The organism is Xanthomonas hortorum pv. pelargonii (assembly GCF_024499015.1).
Taxonomy (GTDB): domain Bacteria; phylum Pseudomonadota; class Gammaproteobacteria; order Xanthomonadales; family Xanthomonadaceae; genus Xanthomonas; species Xanthomonas hortorum_B.
Genome location: NZ_CP098604.1, coordinates 1615108 through 1634634 on the forward strand (window position 1 = coordinate 1615108; position 19527 = coordinate 1634634).

General features: G+C 63.0%; 21 protein-coding genes and 2 pseudogenes. 7 read left to right on the forward strand and 16 right to left on the reverse strand.

The genetic code is table 11. The features are described 5' to 3' along the window. Positions 1 to 34: 34 nt before the first annotated feature. From NDY25_RS07165 to NDY25_RS07185, 5 genes are all read right to left on the reverse strand, one after another. Complete coding sequence (locus NDY25_RS07165; protein ID WP_006450424.1) at positions 35 to 562, reverse strand: F0F1 ATP synthase subunit delta; 528 nt, start codon at positions 560 to 562, stop codon at positions 35 to 37. Between the two features lie 3 nt (positions 563 to 565). Beyond that, positions 566 to 1036 (reverse strand): F0F1 ATP synthase subunit B, encoded by a 471-nt coding sequence (locus NDY25_RS07170; RefSeq protein ID WP_006450423.1) that lies wholly within the window; start codon positions 1034 to 1036, stop codon positions 566 to 568. Between the two features lie 113 nt (positions 1037 to 1149). Further along, the gene (gene atpE / locus NDY25_RS07175) at positions 1150 to 1452 is read right to left on the reverse strand and encodes a F0F1 ATP synthase subunit C (RefSeq protein WP_168957201.1); all 303 of its coding nucleotides are present in this window, start codon (positions 1450 to 1452) and stop codon (positions 1150 to 1152) included. A 72-nt stretch (positions 1453 to 1524) separates the two neighbouring features. Then, the gene (atpB, locus tag NDY25_RS07180) at positions 1525 to 2325 is read right to left on the reverse strand and encodes a F0F1 ATP synthase subunit A (protein ID WP_104550628.1); all 801 of its coding nucleotides are present in this window, start codon (positions 2323 to 2325) and stop codon (positions 1525 to 1527) included. Between the two features lie 25 nt (positions 2326 to 2350). After that, positions 2351 to 2716 (reverse strand): hypothetical protein, encoded by a 366-nt coding sequence (locus tag NDY25_RS07185; RefSeq protein ID WP_005920882.1) that lies wholly within the window; start codon positions 2714 to 2716, stop codon positions 2351 to 2353. Positions 2717 to 3242: 526 nt separating this feature from the next. Between NDY25_RS07185 and NDY25_RS07190 the strand changes: the two genes are divergently transcribed. Continuing rightward, on the forward strand, positions 3243 to 4055 hold the full coding sequence (locus NDY25_RS07190; RefSeq protein WP_168957202.1) for a hypothetical protein: 813 nt from the start codon (positions 3243 to 3245) through the stop codon (positions 4053 to 4055). Between the two features lie 77 nt (positions 4056 to 4132). Here the strand turns inward: NDY25_RS07190 and NDY25_RS07195 are convergent, their stop codons facing one another. The 6 genes from NDY25_RS07195 to NDY25_RS07220 form a co-directional block, all read right to left on the reverse strand. Continuing rightward, positions 4133 to 4831 carry a DUF6624 domain-containing protein gene (locus NDY25_RS07195; RefSeq protein WP_168957203.1) on the reverse strand — a complete coding sequence of 233 codons (699 nt, stop codon included), beginning with the start codon at positions 4829 to 4831 and terminating at the stop codon, positions 4133 to 4135. 125 nt (positions 4832 to 4956) lie between these two features. Continuing rightward, on the reverse strand, positions 4957 to 6789 hold the full coding sequence (gene lpdA, locus NDY25_RS07200) for a dihydrolipoyl dehydrogenase (protein WP_115039682.1): 1833 nt from the start codon (positions 6787 to 6789) through the stop codon (positions 4957 to 4959). 16 nt (positions 6790 to 6805) lie between these two features. Beyond that, positions 6806 to 7456, reverse strand: a complete 651-nt coding sequence (locus NDY25_RS07205; protein ID WP_168957204.1) for a hypothetical protein — start codon at positions 7454 to 7456, stop codon at positions 6806 to 6808. Further along, positions 7453 to 9231, reverse strand: coding sequence for a dihydrolipoyllysine-residue acetyltransferase (locus NDY25_RS07210; protein ID WP_256627854.1), 1779 nt, complete (start codon positions 9229 to 9231; stop codon positions 7453 to 7455). Before NDY25_RS07210 ends, NDY25_RS07205 begins: the two co-directional genes overlap by 4 nt. A gap of 128 nt (positions 9232 to 9359) precedes the next feature. Further along, on the reverse strand, positions 9360 to 10118 hold the full coding sequence (locus NDY25_RS07215; RefSeq protein ID WP_168957206.1) for a DUF2884 family protein: 759 nt from the start codon (positions 10116 to 10118) through the stop codon (positions 9360 to 9362). A gap of 251 nt (positions 10119 to 10369) precedes the next feature. Beyond that, positions 10370 to 10930 (reverse strand): DNA-deoxyinosine glycosylase, encoded by a 561-nt coding sequence (locus NDY25_RS07220; RefSeq protein WP_168957207.1) that lies wholly within the window; start codon positions 10928 to 10930, stop codon positions 10370 to 10372. A gap of 141 nt (positions 10931 to 11071) precedes the next feature. Between NDY25_RS07220 and NDY25_RS07225 the strand changes: the two genes are divergently transcribed. The 3 genes and pseudogenes from NDY25_RS07225 (at position 11072) to NDY25_RS07230 (ending at position 12919) form a co-directional block, all read left to right on the forward strand. Then, a complete protein-coding gene (locus tag NDY25_RS07225) occupies positions 11072 to 11743 on the forward strand; it encodes an OmpW/AlkL family protein (protein WP_006450414.1) in 672 nt (223 codons plus the stop codon). 158 nt (positions 11744 to 11901) lie between these two features. Beyond that, positions 11902 to 12507, forward strand: a pseudogene (locus NDY25_RS23115) (hypothetical protein). Then, positions 12491 to 12919, forward strand: a complete 429-nt coding sequence (locus NDY25_RS07230) for a hypothetical protein (RefSeq protein WP_256627855.1) — start codon at positions 12491 to 12493, stop codon at positions 12917 to 12919. The pseudogene NDY25_RS23115 and the gene NDY25_RS07230 overlap by 17 nt, the downstream one beginning before the upstream one ends. A gap of 366 nt (positions 12920 to 13285) precedes the next feature. Here NDY25_RS07230 and NDY25_RS07235 read toward each other — a convergent pair whose 3' ends face one another. From NDY25_RS07235 to NDY25_RS07255, 5 genes are all read right to left on the reverse strand, one after another. Next, entirely contained in the window at positions 13286 to 13843 is a 558-nt protein-coding gene (locus NDY25_RS07235) for a CcdC protein domain-containing protein (protein ID WP_168957209.1), read from the reverse strand. 162 nt (positions 13844 to 14005) lie between these two features. Beyond that, positions 14006 to 14809 carry a MetQ/NlpA family ABC transporter substrate-binding protein gene (locus NDY25_RS07240; RefSeq protein ID WP_006450412.1) on the reverse strand — a complete coding sequence of 268 codons (804 nt, stop codon included), beginning with the start codon at positions 14807 to 14809 and terminating at the stop codon, positions 14006 to 14008. 136 nt (positions 14810 to 14945) lie between these two features. Further along, positions 14946 to 15641 (reverse strand): methionine ABC transporter permease, encoded by a 696-nt coding sequence (locus NDY25_RS07245; RefSeq protein ID WP_168957210.1) that lies wholly within the window; start codon positions 15639 to 15641, stop codon positions 14946 to 14948. Then, positions 15638 to 16645, reverse strand: coding sequence for a methionine ABC transporter ATP-binding protein (locus NDY25_RS07250; protein ID WP_023902439.1), 1008 nt, complete (start codon positions 16643 to 16645; stop codon positions 15638 to 15640). Before NDY25_RS07250 ends, NDY25_RS07245 begins: the two co-directional genes overlap by 4 nt. Before the next feature lie 162 nt (positions 16646 to 16807). Continuing rightward, positions 16808 to 17704, reverse strand: coding sequence for a DMT family transporter (locus NDY25_RS07255; RefSeq protein WP_168957211.1), 897 nt, complete (start codon positions 17702 to 17704; stop codon positions 16808 to 16810). A 107-nt stretch (positions 17705 to 17811) separates the two neighbouring features. Here NDY25_RS07255 and NDY25_RS07260 point away from each other — a divergent pair, with 107 nt between their 5' ends. From NDY25_RS07260 to NDY25_RS22925, 3 genes and pseudogenes are all read left to right on the forward strand, one after another. Continuing rightward, positions 17812 to 18297, forward strand: a complete 486-nt coding sequence (locus tag NDY25_RS07260) for a YajQ family cyclic di-GMP-binding protein (RefSeq protein ID WP_006450408.1) — start codon at positions 17812 to 17814, stop codon at positions 18295 to 18297. A gap of 7 nt (positions 18298 to 18304) precedes the next feature. Beyond that, positions 18305 to 18805 (forward strand): annotated as a pseudogene (locus NDY25_RS22920) (alpha/beta hydrolase); the annotation flags it as partial. A 60-nt stretch (positions 18806 to 18865) separates the two neighbouring features. Then, positions 18866 to 19426: a DUF1415 domain-containing protein gene (locus NDY25_RS22925; protein WP_006450406.1), complete on the forward strand. Its 561-nt coding sequence runs from the start codon at positions 18866 to 18868 to the stop codon at positions 19424 to 19426. Positions 19427 to 19527 lie beyond the last annotated feature (101 nt).

Sequence of the window (19527 nt, forward strand, 5' to 3'; positions counted from 1 at the left end):
GTGCCGGCCGCGAGGGCCATGCGTTTATGTGAATTCAGTGGGCGAGCGAGCTTTGCAGACGCGCGAGCTTGCCCTTCAGCGAGCCGTCGATGACCACGTCGCCGGTGTCGATCACCGCGCCGCCGATCAACGAAGCATCCACCGCGGTGGTGATGTCCACCTCGCGGCCAAAACGCTTCTTCAGCGCAGCAGCGATCGTGTCCAGCTCGGTCGCGGTCATTTCAGTTGCCGAGGTCACCGTCGCCTTGACGACATGTTCGGCCTCGGCGCGCAGCTGTTCGTACAAGCCTGCGATTTCCGGCAGCACCGACAAACGCTGCGCATCGGCCAGCAGGCCAAGAAAACGCAGATAGTCTTCGCTCGCCGTTGGCGGCGCCAGCAACGTCACTGCCTGTTCCTGGCGCAAGGCCGGGTTGAGCAGCAATGCAGCCACGCGCGGGTCGCCGGCCACCTGCGCCGAGAACGCCAGCGCATCGGACCAGAGTGCGAAGGTACCGCCCTCACGCGCGATCGCAAACGCGGCACGGCCGTAGGGACGGGCAAGTGTGAGGGCCTGGCTCATCGATTAAATCTCCGCCGCCAGCTCGTCGAGCAGCGCCTTGTGGGCGTTGGCATCGATTTCGCGCTTGAGCAGCTTCTCGGCACCGCTGACCGCCAGCACCGAGATCTGCTTGCGCAGTTCTTCGCGGGCACGGGTGGCAGATGCGTCGATTTCGGTCTGCGCCAGATCCTTCTGACGGTTGGCTTCGGCAATTGCCTCGTGCTTGGCCGCTTCGATGATCTGGTTGGCGCGCGCATGGGCCTGATCAATGATCTCGTTGGCCTTGGTGCGTGCGTCCTTCAGTGCTTCGTTGACCTTTTCCTGCGCCTGCGCCAGATCCTTCTGACTGCGATCGGCCGCAGCCAGACCTTCAGCGATCTTTTGCTGACGCTCTTCGATCGCCTGCAGCAGCGGCGGCCAGATTTTGGTCGCGACGATCCAGATCAGACCGGCGAAGGCCAGCGCCTGGGCAAAGATGGTAAGGGTGATGTCCATGGGTCGCTCAATCGCTCTTTAGGGGTGAAAGCGCCGCCGCATGGCGACGCTTTCCGACCTTCATCCGCGGAGACAACCGCACGCGGTTGCCTCCACACGGTGCTACCGCTGGATCAGCCGGCGACCTGCGGCAGACGCTTGACGAACTCACCGACCAACGGATTGGCGAAGGCGAACAGCAGGCCGACAGCGACGCTGATGATGAACGCGGCGTCGATCAGGCCGGCGGTGATGAACATGCGAACCTGCAGCACCGGGATCAGTTCCGGCTGGCGCGCGGCAGATTCCAGGAACTTGCCAGACATGATGGCCAGACCGAGGCCGGCACCCAGCGCGGCCAGGCCGATCATGATGCCGACGGCGAGGACGGTGGAGCTCTGGACTTGAGCGAGGTTGGTCAGGACGGCGAGGTACATGGTGATCTCCGAACGAAAGTTTCTAAGGGTGATGGATGAATCGGGATGAAGCAGATGAAGGGTGCAGCGAACTCAGTGACTGTCTTCGGCAAGGCTCAGATACACGATCGACAGCATCATGAAAATGAAGGCCTGCAGCGGAATCACCAACAGGTGGAACAGCATCCAGCCGAGGCCGAATACGCCGCCAGCAACCATGCCGGCGATGCCCGCACCGCCCAGCACCCAGATCAGCAGGAAGACGATCTCGCCGCCGAACATGTTGCCGAACAGTCGCATCGCCAACGAAATCGGCTTGCTCAGCCACTCGACGATGTTCAAAAGCAGGTTGAACGGCATCATCCACTTGCCGAACGGCGCCGTCAGGAATTCCTTGGTCATGCCGCCCACGCCCTTGGAGCGCAGCGAGAAGAAGATCATCAGGAAGAACACGCTGATCGACATGCCCAAGGTGGCATTGACGTCGGCGGTCGGCACCGGCTTCCAGGCGTGGATGCCTGCCCAGCCCAGCGGGATGGCGATGAAGTCGGCCGGGATCATCTTGATGAGATTCATCAACAGGATCCAGAAGAAGATCGTGATCGCGATCGGCGTCACCAGCTTGCTGGTGCCGTGGTAGGTGTCCTTGGCCTGCCGGTCGACGAACTCCAGGCAGATTTCTACGAACGCCTGCCACTTGCCGGGCACGCCGGCGGTGGCATTGCGGGTCGCCGTCCAGAAGCCGATGACCATCACCAGGCCCATCAACACGGCCATGACCAGGGTGTCGACGTGAATGGTCCAAAACGTACCGCCACCCTCGCGAACCGGATAGATCAGGTTCTGCAAGTGATGCTGGATATAGGAGGTAGGTGTTGCTGCCTCGCCCGCCATGTGTCCGGAGCCCTTTAAGTTCGAATCAACGCCTGGCCAGAGCCAGAACCTGAAAAATCAGCCCGATGGCGATACCCGCCAACAAAGCCAGAGGAGGCAGCCGCCACAGGCCGAAGCCAAGCGCCAGCGCCACGAAAACCAATACCCACTTCAACACCATCGCCAGGATCAACCGGACCATGGCAATACCTGCCGCCTGGATCCCGCCCCCTAGCGCGGTCCGTGCTGCGACCCAGCCGCCCAGTACCGTCGCAAATCCGGTCAACGCCAGGCCGGCAGCGTAACGGGGACCGACCAACAGCAACCCCAGACTGGTTATAGCTACAGCGGCAAGCGGATATACCGCAGCGCGCAGCATCAACCGCCGACCCGCGTCAACGGAGTTCAGCACTACGGTTACCTTGCGTGAGAATGAGTGGGAAGCGCAGATGCGCCTCGTCGAGCCGCGAAAGTATAGCAATGGGACAAATTGCGAGACAACCGGCAGAAGTCACTGGCTGCTGCGGCGCACCATACAGGTGCTGCGGCAACGGGTGGGAACTTTGCCACAAACAGACGGTCATAACCTACGAGGCCTGCACATCCTCGTCGAAAGGTACTGCCGCAGGCTGCGTCTAGGAGCCCTGGGAGACCGGGGCTCCTGCTTTTTACGCATTTTGTCGCACCCTGCGACCTTCCCATCGGCGGTCCAATCGGCACGTCTGTTGCGCTGCATCCGCCGCGTCGCTTCGTAATCCGCACCTCGATTGCGCATCGCAGAACAAAAAGCCGGCTTGCCAAAGCGAACTGTTTTGTCCGATTGCTATTTCGGCCTTCACATCGAATCGACAGCTCGTTCACTTGTGAACGACGCCGTTTTATCGATAGTGCGCGCCACAGGTCGGTTGCCTGCCTTTCTAAGAACTACGGAGCTCCCCATGAAACACCTTCTCGCACTGGTCATTCCGTGCGTACTGGCTGCCGCCTACGCCGCGCCTGCACATGCCGAAGACACCGATGACCGCTTCCAGATTCGTCTCGGTGCGATGAACGTCGACAACGACAACACCATCCGCGGCAACACGCTGGTGGCAGGCAACAACGTGTCGGTCAACGAAGATTTCAAGCTCGGCGGCAAGGAATGGGAGCCGCGCATCGATGGCGTGTTCCGCATCAGCACCCGTCAGCGCCTGATCTTCGATTACTTCAAGTACGACAAGGATCGCCGCGAGACCCTGACCCAGGATCTGAGCGGCGGCGGCATCACCGTGCCGACGGGCAGCTTCATCAAGGGTGAGCTGAAGTACCAGGTCGCCACCCTGGTGTACGACTACTCGGTCATCGATTCGCCGGAATTCAGCCTGGGCCTGCAGCTCGGTGCCGAATACGCCAAGGTCGAAGCCAACGCCTATGCCGATCTGGGCAGCGTGTTCAGCGGCGACGTGCTCGACGAGAAGGCCGACGGCGTTGCGCCGGTGGTCGGTATCCGCTTCACCGCGCGGCCGAGCGAGCATTGGCTGTTCAATGTGCAGGGTCAGTACCTCAACACCAGCTGGGGCAACTTCGACGATTACAAGGGCGACCTGAGCCGCGCCAACGCGATTGCCGAATACCGCTTCACCAAGAACTTCGGCCTGTTCGCCGGCTACGACTGGTTCAAGCTCGATGTCGACCAGCGCGGCAGCGATGGCCTGATCGGCCTGAAGCAGGAGTTCAAGGGCCCGGTTGCAGGCGTGACGTTCGCGTTCTGAGTTACACCCACCGTTGAACCCAAAAGGCCCGCTTTTTGCGGGCCTTTGCGTTTTTGGGGCTTTGGTGTGGAGGCCTTTTATGGCGCCGGAAAGAGCTGCGCGGCCACGCAGATGTAATCGGCCAGCGGCATTTCGCCCACAGCCGCACGGCGCACATCTACGCGATCCGGATCCTCGATGGGCTTGGGCACCCAGCGGCCCTGCTGTGCGGCCAGCTGAGTGCCGTAGCGTTGCGGCTTGCCGTTGCCGACAAGGACGCGGTCGGTCAACAGCACCAGAGAGCGTGCCGGAATTTCGCCGCGCGTAACGTGTTGTGCCAGCGTGCTCAATACCTGCTCCTGAAACGCAGGATCGGCATCGGCATGCTGCACCAGCAGCCAGGCTGCAGCGACACCATCGCGCCCCACCTGGGCCGCGCTCGGCAGGCCTTCGTGCTCGGCAACGATACGGCGAATCTGCGGTAGATGCGCGGCATCCACAGCGGCCATCTTGGTCACGGCCGCTTGCGACCAATCGCCATTGCGGACCAGTTGGTCGGCGCGCTCCATCTCCAGCAGACGCGCGCGTAGCGCCGGATCGGAAGGCGTTGCGAGTCCGGATGCATGCGCTGCCTCGGCACGCGCTTTTGCCTGCCGTTGCGCACGACCGAACGTTTCGGCCCCCGGGCACTTCGCCAACGCAGCGGCCAATTGAGGATCTTCCGGTTCTTGCGCGCGGGCGGCAGACACCGCCGCGATGCTGCACAGCATCACCATTCCCAGCATTCCGTAGCGCATGCAGTGTCTCTCCATGTATCGGCTGCAATCCCTTGGCATACCGTGCAGCCCGTCCTGGCAGCATGCCTAAACGACGACGCCCCGCGCAAGGCGGGGCGTCGTTGGCAGTGCCGCGTGTGCGCGGCTTACTTCTTCTTCGGGATGTACAGGTCGGTGATGGTGCCGTCGTAGACTTCGGCGGCCATGCCGACCGATTCGCTCAGGGTCGGATGCGCGTGGATGGTGTGGCCGATGTCTTCGGCTTCCGCACCCATCTCGATGGCAAGACCAATTTCGGCCAGCAGGTCACCGGCATGCACGCCGACGATGGCACCACCGATCACCCGGTGCGTTTCTTCATCGAAGATCAGCTTGGTGAAGCCCTCGGTGCGGCCGATGCCGATTGCGCGGCCACTGGCGGCCCACGGGAACTTGGCCACGCCGACCTTCAGGCCCTTGGCCTTGGCTTCGGTTTCGGTCACGCCGACCCAAGCGATTTCCGGGTTGGTGTAGGCGACCGACGGAATCACCCGCGCCACCCATTCCTTCTTCTCGCCGGCAGCCACTTCGGCGGCCAGCTTGCCTTCGTGGGTGGCCTTATGCGCCAGCATCGGGTTACCGACGATGTCGCCGATGGCGAAGATATGCGGCACGTTGGTGCGCATCTGCCGATCGGCCGGGATGAAGCCGCGCTCGGTGACGGTGACGCCGGCCTTGTCGGCGCCGATCTTCTTGCCATTGGGCGTGCGGCCCACAGCGACCAGCACGCGATCGTAGGCGGTTGCCTGCAGACCCGGCTTTTCGCCTTCGGTCGCGGCTTCGAACGACACCGTGATGCCGCTGGCGTCGGCCTTGACGTCGGTGGCCTTGGTCTTGAGATGGACCTCCACGCCCTGCTTCTTCAAGCGGTCGGCCAGCGGCTTGACCAGGTCCTTGTCGGCGCCCGGCATCAGCTGGTCCATGAACTCGACCACGGTGACCTTGCTGCCCAGCGCGCTGTACACCGTGGCCATTTCCAGGCCGATGATGCCGCCGCCGACCACCAGCAGGGTCTTGGGGATGTCGTGCAGCTCCAGCGCGTCGGTGGAGTCCATCACGCGCTTGTCGTCCCACGGGAAGTTCGGCAACTTCACCGCCTGCGAGCCGGCCGCGATGATGCAGTGCTCGAAGCGCAGCAGCTGGGTCTTGCCGTCGTCGCCGACGATCTCCAGCTCGTTGGGCGAGACGAAGCTGGCCACACCGGTGACGGTGCGCACCTTGCGTTGCTTGGCCATGCTGGCCAGGCCGCCGGTGAGCTTGCCGACCACTTTTTCCTTGTACTCGCGCAGTTTGTCCAGGGTGATCTTGGGCTGGCCGAAGTCCACGCCGAAATCGCCGGCATGGGCCACTTCATCGATCACCGCAGCGGCATGCAGCAGCGCCTTGGACGGGATGCAGCCAACGTTGAGGCAGACCCCGCCAAGACTGGCGTAGCGCTCGATCAGCACGGTGTCCAGGCCGAGGTCGGCGGCGCGGAACGCGGCTGTGTAGCCGCCGGGGCCGGCGCCGAGCACCACCATCTTGCATTCGATATCGGCCGGCTTGCCACTGGCCAGCGCCGGCTTGGACGGCGCCGGTTCGGCCGGGGCACGATGCGACGGCGTCACCGGCGGCTTGCTGCCCGGCGCGGCGGCCGGTGCAGCAGCAGCCGGCGCAGGCTTGGTGTCGGCCTTGGCGGGCGCAGCCGGTGCGGCGGCCTCGCCTTCGGTTTCCAGCAGCAGCACGACCGCCCCTTCGGACAGGTTGTCGCCGACCTTGATCTTGAGCTCCTTGACCACGCCCGCAGCCGAGGACGGCACTTCCAGCGTGGCCTTGTCCGACTCCAGCGTTACCAGGCCTTGATCCTTGACCACGCTGTCGCCGACGGCGACCAGCACTTCGATGACGGGGACATCGCTGTAATCGCCGATGTCTGGAACCTTGATTTCAATGACCGCCATTTGCTTCTCCTGTGGCTCAACCGGCCGTGCCGGCAAGCGTCTGCTGGAGTTCATCCAGCGACGATTCGATTTGGGTCCAGCGCTTGTCGCGCTTCTTTTCCTTGCCTTCGCTGGCTTCGATCAGCAACGCGGCCTGCTGCACCAGCAACTCGCCGGCGCCGCAGCCCGGACGCGCGCCGCTGTAACGCACGCCATCGACCTGGAACGACAGCACCTCGCCCTCGCTCACCGGCGCGGTGCGTCCGGTCGGTGCGAGCTGGGTCAATGCGGCGGTCCAGTTGCTGACCAGTCGCTTTGCCAACGCTGCCGGAATCGGAATCTCCACCGTTTCCGGGATCTGCTCGGTACGGAACTGCACGCTGCCGCGATCGCTCTGGCTGACCCAGCTGTAGACGCGCTCGTCGGCGCGGCTATGGCGCAGGGTCCAGTCGGTTGCGCCGTCCTTGCCCGGCAGCAGCGAGACGCCGCTTTCCACGCCGCGGGTGGGCAGCGTGAGCAACGACAAGCTTGGCTTGCCGCCAGCATCGAGCAGCGTGGTGACCGCGGTGCCGTAGTTGCCCACCGCCGGCGGCCAGCCGCGCCCGAGCGTGCTCTCGCACTCGCGTGCCGCCGCAGCCGTGCACGGCAGCACGCCCAGCAGGGCGAGCGTCAGCAGCGCTGCTCTCACAGCAGGACGCGTCGCATGTCGGCCAGCACCTGGCTGAGGTAGGTGGTGAAGCGTGCAGCCAGCGCGCCATCGATGACGCGGTGGTCGTAGCTCAACGACAGCGGCAGCATCAACTTGGGCGCGAACTCCTTGCCATTCCACACCGGCTGCATCGCCGACTTGGACACGCCCAGGATCGCCACTTCCGGCGCATTGATGATCGGCGTGAACGCCGTACCACCGATGCCGCCGAGCGAGCTGATCGAAAAGCATCCGCCGCTCATGTCGGCCGGGCCGAGCTTGCCGTCGCGCGCCTTCTTGGCCAGCTCGCCGCTTTCCTGGGCAATCTGCAGCACGCCCTTCTTGTCAACATCGCGGATCACCGGCACGACCAGGCCGTTCGGGGTGTCGGCGGCAAAGCCGATGTTGATGTACTTCTTCAGCGTGAGATTTTCGCCGGCCGCATCGAGCGAGGCGTTGAACTCGGGGAATTTCTTCAGACCCGCGGCGCTGGCCTTGACCAGGAACGCGAGCATGGTCAGCTTGATGCCTGCCTTCTCGTTTTCCTTGTTGAGCGCCACGCGCAAGGCTTCCAGGTCGGTGATGTCGGCCGATTCGAACTGGGTAACGTGCGGAATCATCGCCCAGTTGCGTGCCAGGTTGGCACCGGAAATCTTCTTGATGCGGGACAGCGGCTGGGTTTCGGTCTCGCCGAACTTGCTGAAGTCCACCTTCGGCCAGGCCAGCAGGTTCAACCCATTGCCACCACCGGCCGGCGCAGCACCGGCTGCGGCAGGCGCGCCGCCACTAAGTGCGGCCTTCACGAAGCGCTGCACGTCTTCGCGGGTGATGCGGCCGCCCTTTTCGCTGCCCTTGAGCTGGTTCAGATCCACGCCCAGCTCGCGTGCGAACACGCGCACCACCGGGCTGGCGTAGGCCACCTTGGACGGCAGCACGCTGTCGGCGTCGAAGGTCACCGGCGGGCTGCTCGGGTTGCCGGCCGATGGCTGGCCGCCCTGTGCAGGCTGCGAAGCCTCGCTGGAGCGCGCGCCCTGTACCTGCGCGATCTCGCGCTGGGCCAGCTTGTCCGGCACAGCAGACACCGCGACCGGTTCGACCTTGCCCGCGGTTTCGGCGGTATCGGTGGTGGGCTTGGCCGGGGACTGCGCCGCACCGGCATCGCCATCGCTGGCAGCGATGATGGCGACCACATTGCCCTGCGAGAGCGTGTCGCCGACCTTGACCTTGAGTTCCTTGACCACGCCGGCGGCCGAGGACGGCACTTCCATCGTGGCCTTGTCCGACTCCAGCGTGACCAGGCTCTGGTCCTTGGCGACGGTATCGCCGACGGCGACCAGCACTTCGATCACCGGGATGTCGGTGTAGTCGCCGATATCGGGCACAAGCGCCTCGACCAGGCCGCCTTCCGAGGATGCGGCAGGCGCGGCCGGCTCGGCCTTGGCGGCAGGCGCCGGGGCGGCAGCAGGCGCGGCCTTGGCCGGAGCAGCGGGCGCAGCCGCCGGAGCGGGGGCAGCCGCGGTTTCGGCACCGGCATCGGCCACTTCGATCAACGCGACCAGCGCGCCTTGCGACAGCGAATCGCCGACCTTGACCTTGATCTCCTTGACCACGCCGGACACCGACGAGGGCACTTCCATCGTGGCCTTGTCCGATTCCAGCGTGACCAGGCTCTGGTCCTTGCTGACCGTATCGCCGACCGATACCAGCACTTCGATTACCGGGACATCGCTGTAGTCACCGATATCGGGGACAAGTGCTTCCTTGATTTCGGCCATACGGGGAACTCCGGCAACAGAATGGGGAAACCCCTATTGTGGCCGGCTGCGGGCCGCAGCGCCAACCATTGCCGTGGAAAAAGTCGCACGCCGGGTGGGATGCAGCGTTTGCGCACGCACGCGCTGGATCATTTCGAGGCGCGTCGATCCACCCGCAACAGTTGCAGTGGCTCGCCCGAGGGCAAACGATACGCCAGCGCATTGTCCAAGCCATCGAGCGCTTCCACCCGCTCGCACAACTGCTGCGCGCGCGGCCGCAACGCACGCGCCTGCGGCTCGATCAGGCGCTCGATGCGCGCTTCCACGCCGTCCAGCGACCGCAGCTGCACATCGTTACCGGTCAATGCCGACTGCACCGCTCCGGCGACGACATCGCCGATCAGTTGCGGCAGCAGCTCGGCCACCATGGCGCCGATGTCGTCATCGATGTCGATCGTGGTGAGCTGGCTTTTGCTGAAGCTCTGCTTCAAGCGCGTATCGATCTTCTCGCGCACGTTTGCCATCTGGGTGCGCGTGGCCTCCGGGGTGCGGCTGAAGCCGGCCGCCACCTCGCCCAGCGCGGTGACGGCGATGTCGGCCGCTTCGCGCCCGACGTCTTGCGCCAGCGGTACCACGTCGCGGGTCTGGCGCTCGAACTGGGTCAAGCGGGCGCGATCGTCCGAGCTCAAGTCAACCCAGCCGTCGTCAACGAACAACGCGCCCTGGCGCATCACCAGCCGCTGCGGCGTGCCCGATTCGCGGATCAGGATCAGGCTGCGTGGGTTGAGCGTAAGGTCGTAGTCGCTGCTGACCTCGCAGTGCAGGTCCTCGGCCGCTGCCGCGTCCACGACACCGAACATGCCTGCTAGCAGCCCTAGCGCCATCATCAATCCGTGCTTGCTCGTCATCGCGCTGCTCCGTTGTGCATTGGGTGCAGCATGCCCGCGCGTGCCGGACGCGTGCCTGTGCCGGACGCTGGCATGACTTATGGCTGATAGCGGTGCCGCAGCCGGTCAAATCGGCGCCGCAGTTGGTATGCGCGTTGGTTCAAGCGGCTAAAACGCGTGCACATCGCTCGACCGGCACCATGCGCCTCGCTCGTGTCTCGATCATGGGCATGTCTTCGATCACGACGTCGATGCATGCCTGGCCAATGTCGCTAGTCCAAGGCATCGCGCAACGGCTGCCAGGCGTCGCACAAACGTTGCAACGACCACGCTGCGTTGGCCGGGCTGGTGGACGGCAACGCCCAGACCGGCACTGCCTGCAACTGCGTTGGCAACAGCGGCTGCACGTGCCGACGCCATGCCTGCGCCGCAGCGGCACCATTGCAGGCCACCGCGCGCAGTTGCGGCAGCGTTGCCATGCGCGCCGCCAACGGATTGACCACGATGCTGCTAGCGACGATGGCCGTATCCAGGCTCCCGCGCCGTTCGCATTGGCCGATCACATCCCACAAACCGACGCCGCAGTGCGCCAACGCCTCCAGACGTTCGGCATACGCAACGCTTGCATCGATACCCAGCAAAACCTGCATCAACGGCCAGAACCGATTGCGTGGGTGCGCGTAGTACATCGCCGCGTCCAGCGAGGCGTTGCCAGGCATCGAACCGAGCACCAAGACACGGCAATCGCCGGGAATGTGCGCTGGCAGGCCTTGCAACACGTCGTTTTTCGTCACGGCGACCGCACCTGGGTGAATGTCTTTTTCAGCTTGCATGTCGCAACCACGGCCTTCTTCGGAAACTTGCTGAACAAACGAAATTTTAGCGAGCTGCGGGTGGGCGTGGATTCAGATTTTCAGGAATAGCTTTGGCGCGGCCCACTCCACGGGCCCAACAAGAACACGAGGAGACCCCCAATGCGTTCCATTTCCATCCTGAGCCTGGCTGCCGTATCCGCACTTGCGTTTGCGCCGTCTGCATTTGCACAAGACACCACCTACACCGGTGACACCTCCTCGGCTTCCACCAGCGCCGATAGCGCCTCTGGCAAGCATTGGGCAGTGGTCGGCGGTGTGGCCCTGATCAAGCCGAAGAACGACCCGGCTCCGGGCCTGGACGTCGATGGGGGCCCGGCGCCGACGCTGAGCGCCAGCTACTACATCAACGACAACTGGGCCGTTGAACTGTGGGGCGCAGCCGACAAGTTCAACCACCGCGTCAACGCCGATGGCGTGGGCAAGGTCGGTACCGTCGAGCAGCAGCCGATCGCCATCAGCGGCCAGTACCACTTCGGTCAGGCCGATAACGTGTTCCGTCCGTTCGTGGGCGTGGGCTACTACGAGTCGAACTTCAGCAACGAGAAGATCGACGCGGCCTCGGCCAGCGGCCAGCACGTGGGCCTGGACACCGCCAAGGGTGTCATCGGCACCGTCGGCGTGGACATGAACATCAACTCCACCTGGTTTGCACGTGCCGACGCCCGCTACATGCGTTCGCGTCCGGAACTGCGCGAAGGCGGCCAGGGCACCGGCAGCGAGCTGGAACTGGATCCGTGGACCGTCGGCTTCGGTGTCGGCGCGCGCTTCTAAGCACACCGATTGACTAAGCACCTCACCAAACAGGCCCGCAAGGGCCTGTTTTTTGATCAAAACCTCAGTTCGAAGGGAATTTTACGTTTAGGATTTCGTTGCGGGGGGTAGATCGCGTAGAAATCAGCGCGACTTCTTCAATTAAATATGGATATACCATGAGAATAAGATGCCATGCGGCAGCGATATTTCTTCCTGCACTCGTTTCCTTTGGAGCTCAGGCTCAGACAACCGTCCCTACCACAGGACTTGGAACCTGCATTGACTTTATAACTTCCCAATCAACGACACTTACTGGACAGATAAACAGCAGCACCACTTTCAAGATCGCTTACGGCTCGGCCAGCTATACGGACATGCCAAATAAAGTTGTATATATCCGAAATTATAGCTGCGCGAGTCAAGATATGCCGGGCATGTATTTTACAGTCTCAGCCCTAGCCCATGAATTTGGCCATGTGAAATTCAATTATTCGTTTGCCAAAACGACTCGGTAAGCATATATAGATGAAGCATGCAAGATGGAAGGACTTGCCGTAACAAATAAGATAGTTGCAAGGAATGAAATATGGAGTTCCACTCAAAATAGCATAGACATTAAGCTTGCAGCATCAAATCCCGATCAGCTTTTTGGGGTTTACTATGCTGGAGGACCTAATGTCGCATCAAACGTTGGAAAATCTTTCTGCGCGAACAACGTAACCTCAACCACAGGACAGAACTATAACGTATATTATGGAGAGCAGTATGACAAACTTCCTTAACAGATCATCATATTCCCGCCTTACAATAACGCTGCTTGCTGCTCTGATTGCACCTTCATTATATGCAACTAAGATTTCAACAGCGACAGCAGCGACAGCAGCGACAGCAGCGACAGCAGCGGATGCTGCTCGTACGTTTGAACTAGCCGAAGAAATTTCGAGAAATCTCAAAAAATCACCCTCTGAATTTATTAATTCATGGCCTGGAGCCAGAATTTCGATGCCGAGCCTGAAAAACGAAGGAACGTATAAAGTTAGCGGAGGAATATTAAAAATAGGCGATCATCTGACTGCCAAGGACTCTTCCATATCAATATCAGCCGATAAAAAAATATCGAATCAGTCTTACTCAGTCTGGAAGGTTCCTGCGTCTCTCGCCAGGACTTTAAGAGCCAATACCCAAATTATCTGATTTCAAATATTCCGAGAGGACAGAGTAGTTCAGAAACATTAACTTTAGCCGTTGTTAAAATCCAGGAGAAGATGGAGTTCTCGTTCCCGGAAACCTCTCCAGATTGCCTAAGTGCCATTCGCATAGCACCAGCAGACGCGCAGATGCTCAAAGCTGCGGAAGCATTTAATTAATTAGGCATACTTGAAATTGTTACTGCCAGCACCGAGAGGGCTGGCAGTAACAGTGGTTACACCTTAGTACTACTCATCCTGACCGGATAAATGGTACCTAGTGATATACAATCTGAGCACTTCTTGAAAGTCGAGGTTTGTAGAAACGCCAGTTATTTCGGAATTGTGCGTTGGTAAGGCTTCAATTTAAGGATCACCGCCAGTAAACGCTACCGCGCAGGCGCGCACTGCGCCAACGCCACCACAGCAAGGTGGCATACGCGAGCGCATAACCAAGCAATACGCCGGCCGCGCCCAGCAGACTGGCATGACTGAGCCAGCCTTCCGTGGGCCAGGCCACGCCCTGCCAGGCGCTGCGCCAGCCCTGCACCATGCCGGCGATGACGCGTACCACCACCAACGCCGTCACTGCGAGCACCAGCCACAGATTGGGCCGGTAAAACAGGCCCTGCTGGGTACGTTCGAAGCGGGTCAACCGCAATGCCAGCAGACCCAAGGCCAGCCCGCAGGCCCAGCCGAATGCGGCGTGGCTGATCGCGCCGGGCCAGAACGCCGCAGCAACCAGCGCGAAAATGACGAACAACACGTTGGAGAGCGCAGCCGAGGCCAGATTGATCATCAACAACCAGCTACGGGCCTGTCGCCGCGCAGTACCGACACGGAAGCGCTGCACCAGCGACAACGGAAACAGCACCGCGAACACCGCCAGAGCGATGATCACGGCCAGCGGAATAGCGAGGAGAAGTGGCATCAGATGCTCAGTTGCGGCGAACAGTGGTTAGCAAAAGTCGCGGGGCGCACGTCAGGCGGAGGTGGACGGCGCGCTCAGAACCGCAGTGCACGAGAAATGTATGCCGCGACGGCTACCGATCGCACCCGCCTGGCCACTGCACAGCCGTGTTGATGACCGCTCTTAAAACGCCGGCAACACCGCGCCTTTGTACTTCTGCTCGATGAAGGCCTTCACTTCCGGGCTGGTCAAGGCCTTGGCGAGTTTCTGCACGCGCGCATCGTCCTTGTTGTCCGGGCGGGCCACCAGGAAGTTCACGTACGGCGAGTCCTTGCTTTCGATCGCCAGCGCGTCGCGGGTCGGATTGAGCCCGGCGTCGAGTGCGTAGTTGGTGTTGATCAGCGCCAAATCGACTTGATCGAGCACGCGCGGCAGCATTGCCGAATCGAGCTCGCGGAACTTCAGCTGCTTGGGGTTCTCGACGATGTCGCGCTGGCTGGACAGGGCGTTGCTCGGATCCTTCAGTTTGATCACGCCGGCCTTGTCGAGCAGGATCAGCGCGCGGCTGTTGTTGCTCGGGTCGTTGGGAATCACCACGTCCGCGCCGGTGGGCAGTTCGGCCAGCGTCTTGAACCGGCGCGAATACGCACCGAACGGTTCGATATGCACGCCGACCACGGTCACCAGCTGGCTCTTGCGGTCGCGGTTGTAGGCGTCCAGATAGGGCTCGGTCTGGAAGTAATTGACGTCGATCTGCTTCTGTACGACCTGGTCGTTGGGCTGCACGTAGTCGTTGAACACGCGCACGTCCAGCTTGACGCCCTGCTTGGCCAGCAGCGGTTCGACCACCTCCAGGATCTCGGCATGCGGCACTGCGGTGGCGGCCACGGTCAGCGTGTCACCGCCGCTGCTGCCACCGTTACCGCCGCAGGAGGCCAACGCCAGCGTGGCCGCAGCCAGGAGGGAACGAAACGCGAATGTGCTCATGTAGGGATCCGTGGGAGGAGGAATGCGGCACTGCCGCAAGAGGTAAACCTAGCAGACCGCGGGTGCAGCGGCGATTCGCAAGCCCATGTTTCGTGCGTGACCCTCCGCGCCACGCGGCACCCGGTCGCAGCCGACCTCAGCGCCGGCTGTAACGCGCCACCAGCCGGTCGCCCAGCATCTGCAGCAGCTGCACCAGCACGAGCAAGGCGATCACGGTGACCAGCGCGACATCCGAATGCGAGCGCAAATAGCCTTCGCGATAGGCCACATCGCCCAGGCCGCCGGAGCCGATCGCACCGCCCATCGCAGTGAAGCCGATCAGCGCGATGGTGGTCACGGTGGCGCCGGCGATCAGGCCCGGGCGCGCTTCGGGCAGCAGCACGCGCAACACCAGCTGCCACGTGGTGGCGCCCATCGCCTGGCTGGCTTCGATAATGCCGCGGTCCACCTCGCGCAAGGCGGTTTCCACCAGCCGCGCGTAGAACGGTGCAGCGCCGACCACCAACGGCAGGATCGCGCCGCGCACGCCCAGCGAGGTGCCCATCAGCATTAGCGTGAGCGGAATCATCGCAATCATCAGGATGATGAAAGGCACCGAGCGCAGCAGATTGATCAGCGCCGCGAGTGCGCCGTACAGCACCGGGCGGCGGCGTAGTTGGGGCGCGCCGCACAGGAACAGCGCCACGCCCAGCGGCAGGCCGATCAACAACGTCAGCGGCAGCGCGCCGGCCAGCATCAGCAAGGTGTCGAGCGTGGCCTGGCCGATATCGCCCCACTTGCCGGCATCGAGATTGCGGAAGAACCCATCGGCAGCGGCGATCAACAGAGTCATACGCGCAGATCCTCCACTTGCACACCGGCTGCGACGAAGCCGGCACGTGCCGCGTTATGGTCGCCGCCGGTCAAGGCGACGATGAGCTGGCCGTACGGGGTGTCCTTGATGCGGTCCACGCGCCCGGACAGGATGTTGTAGTCAACGCCGGTCTCGCGCGCGATGCGGCCAAGCACCGGTTCATAGGTGCCGTTGCCCAGGAAGGTCAGCCGCACGATGCGCCCGCCCACCGCGGCGAAGTCGCGATGCAGCTCGGCTTCGTCCACGTGCTCGGCTTCGGAGACGAAGCGCCGGGTGGTGGCATGCTGCGGATGCAGAAACACCTCGGTCACCGGCCCGGTTTCGACCAGCTTGCCGGCGTCCAGCACTGCCACGCGGTCGCAGACGCGGCGGATCACGTCCATCTCATGGGTGATCAACACGATGGTCAGGCCCAGCTCGCGGTTGATCTGCGCCAGCAGTTGCAGCACCGAGGCGGTGGTCTGCGGATCCAGCGCGCTGGTGGCCTCGTCGCACAGCAGGATCTGCGGCCGGGTGGCCAGCGCGCGCGCAATGCCCACGCGCTGCTTCTGCCCGCCGGACAACTGCGCCGGGTACTTGTTGGCGTGCTGTTCCAGCCCCACCCGCGCCAGCAACTCGGCCACACGCGCATCGACCTCCGCGCGCGGGGTGCCGGCCAGTTCCAGCGGAAACGCCACATTGCCGGCCACGGTGCGCGAAGACAGCAGGTTGAAGTGCTGGAAGATCATGCCGATACGCCGGCGCAGCGTGCGCAGGCCCTGGCTGTCCAGCGCGGTGACGTCCTCGTCGCCGATCAGCAGGCGCCCGCCGCTGGGTTCTTCCAGCCGGTTGATCAGCCGGATCAACGTGGATTTGCCGGCGCCGGAATGGCCGATGATGCCGAACACTTCGCCGGGGCCGATCCGCAGATCGAGCGGGTGCAGCGCCACGATCTGGCGACCGTCAACGGAATAAGACTTGTGCAGGCGCTGAAACTGGATCACCGCGCGTGGCCGATTGGGGGGCCGTGAAGCCTACCAGTCAATGTTTGCGGACGATATTCCATTGAGTTCTAAGGTAGGGAGTGGGGATCCGGGATTAGGGATTCGTAACAGCCAAAGCGCCTTGCCGTTGCTCTAGCGAATCCCCAATCCCCAATCCCCCAATCACGGCCTATCCAACGATGGCGGCCTGTCGGCCTTCCGAATCCGCTCCCGGCGCAGCAAATACAGCCCGCTGGCGACGATGATGCCGGCGCCGGTCCAGATCCAGTTGTCTGGCAGGGTCTGCCACAGCAGCCAATCCCAGCCGATCACCCAGACCAGGCCGGTGTATTCCAGCGGCGCGATCATCGAGGCCTCGCCGCGCAGGAAGGCCTGGGTCAGCGCAATCTGCCCCAGCGCGCCGGCCAGGCCCATACCGGCGATCAACCAGGCGTGCTCGCCCCGCAACGGCACCCAGCCGGGAATGGCCAGCAGGCCGGCACCGATCGCCATGAACAGCAAAAACCACACCACCATCGCCTGCGGGGTATCGGTACGCGTCAGCAAGCTCACGGTGATGGCCGCGATGGCGTAGGCAGTGGCCGCCAGCAGCACCATCAGGCCGGGCAGCGAGATCAGCCCGTCCACCCCGGGGCGCAGCACCACGATGACCCCGACCAGGCCAATACCAATGGCGGTCCAGCGTCGCGGGCCCACATGCTCGCCCAGCAATGGCACCGACAGCGCCGCCACCAGCAACGGGGCGACGAAATACAACGTGTAGGCGGTGGACAACGGCATGCGCTTCAAGCCGTAGACGAAGCAGCCGATCATCACCATGCCCAGCACCCCGCGCAGCAGATGCAGCCCCCAGCGCACCGGCACGATCGAACGCGGCCCGGCGGTGGCGAACACCCACACCAGCACGAACGGCAGCGATGCGGCGCCACGCAACAAGGTGACCTGCAGCGGTGGGTAATGCGCAGACAGCAGCTTCATGCCCGCATCCATCAGCGAGAAGCAGGCCACGGCGGCCACCATCCAGGCGATGGCGGGAAGCGGAGAACGGGTGTTGGGCATGGCGCATTATCGCTGCGCCTGCGCACCGACCGCCAACATCCGCCTCGACAGTACGCACGACGCGATGCCCTAGAATGGCGTCTGTTTTCAGATAGCAGGAGCTTTGCATGCCTTCCTTCGACGTGATCTCCGAAGTCGACAAGCACGAACTGACCAATGCGGTGGATCAGGCCAATCGCGAGCTGGATACGCGCTTCGATTTCAAGGGCGTGGAAGCCAGGTTCGAGCTGGAAGACGACAAGGTGATCAACCAGTCCGCGCCCAGCGATTTCCAGGTCAAGCAGATGACCGACATCCTGCGCGCACGCCTGCTGGCCCGCGGCATCGACGTGCGTTGCCTGGAGTTCGGCGATATGGAAACCAATCTGGCCGGTGCGCGCCAGAAGGTCACCGTCAAGCAGGGCATCGAGCAGAAGCAGGCCAAGCAGCTGGTGGCCAAATTGAAGGAAGCCAAGCTCAAGGTGGAAGCGCAGATCAATGGCGACAAGCTGCGTGTGAGCGGCAAGAAGCGCGACGATCTGCAAGATGCGATGGCGCTGCTGAAGAAGGCCGATTTCGAGCTTCCGCTGCAGTTCGATAATTTCCGCGACTGAGCTAACCATCGACAGCACTGACCTCAAGCCTGGCAACGCCGCACGCTGCCACTGGCAACATGCGGCGCAGACACGCACGCCGCTGGCGCTGCTGTACCTGCACGGCTTCACCGCCAGCCCGGGCGAGGCCGGCGCACTGCCCGAACAGATGGCCGATGCGTTGGGCGCCAACCTGTACGTGCATCGTTGGCCTGGGCATGGATGCAGCGCAGTCGATGCGATGCAAGGACTCACGCCTGCCGCGTTGCAGGCCTCTGCTCTGGAGGCGTTTGCGCAGGCGCAGCGGATGGGCGAACGCGTGGCGATCGTCGGCTCGTCCATGGGCGGCACGCTGGGGTTATGGCTTGCGGCGCAACAGCCCGATGCGGTAGCTGCGGTCGTCGCATGGTCGCCCGGCATCCGGCCCGCCGACCCTGCACTGCTCGATCAGGTCTGCGCGGCGCAGGCGCCATTGACCGATCCACGCCCGCGCAACGCCGCATCCTTGGCATTCTGGTCGAACATCATCCGCGCGCGGCCGCGAAAACACCGATCGCATACACTGGCGCTCCATCCCGCCGCCGCCACGATGACGTCCACGCCTTCCACGCTTGACCCGTTGACCGCCACCCGCCAGTGGATCGAGCGCGCGGTGATCGGTTTGAACCTGTGCCCGTTCGCCAAGGCGGTCTACGTCAAGGAGCAGGTGCGCCTGGTCCTCAGCGACGCCAGCACGCCCGAAGCGCTGCTCGAACAACTGGCCGAAGAACTGGTGTTGCTGCGCGACACCCCGGCCGAGCAGATCGACACAACCTTGATCGTGCACCCGGACGTGCTCACCGATTTCCTGGACTACAACGACTTCCTCGACAACGCCGATGCGGCCGTGGAAGCGCTGGATCTGGATGGCGTGTTGCAGGTGGCCAGCTTCCATCCGGACTATCAGTTCGCAGGCGCGGCCGTGGACGATGTGGCCAACTTCACCAACCGCTCGCCCTTCCCCACCTTGCACCTGCTGCGCGAAGACAGCGTGGAGCGTGCGGTGGCCGCCTTCCCCGACCCGGACGTAATCGTCGAGCGCAATATCGAGACGCTGGAACGCCTGGGCCAGGACGGCTGGGAACGTCTGTTGAACGCATCGACGCACTGATCAGCCGAGACAAGGCCCACGCAGGCGGGCGCCGCCGATGCAGCGACAGACCCCGCGCACGTCTTGCTGCGGCAACCACAACGCACGCGTTACAGTGCCGA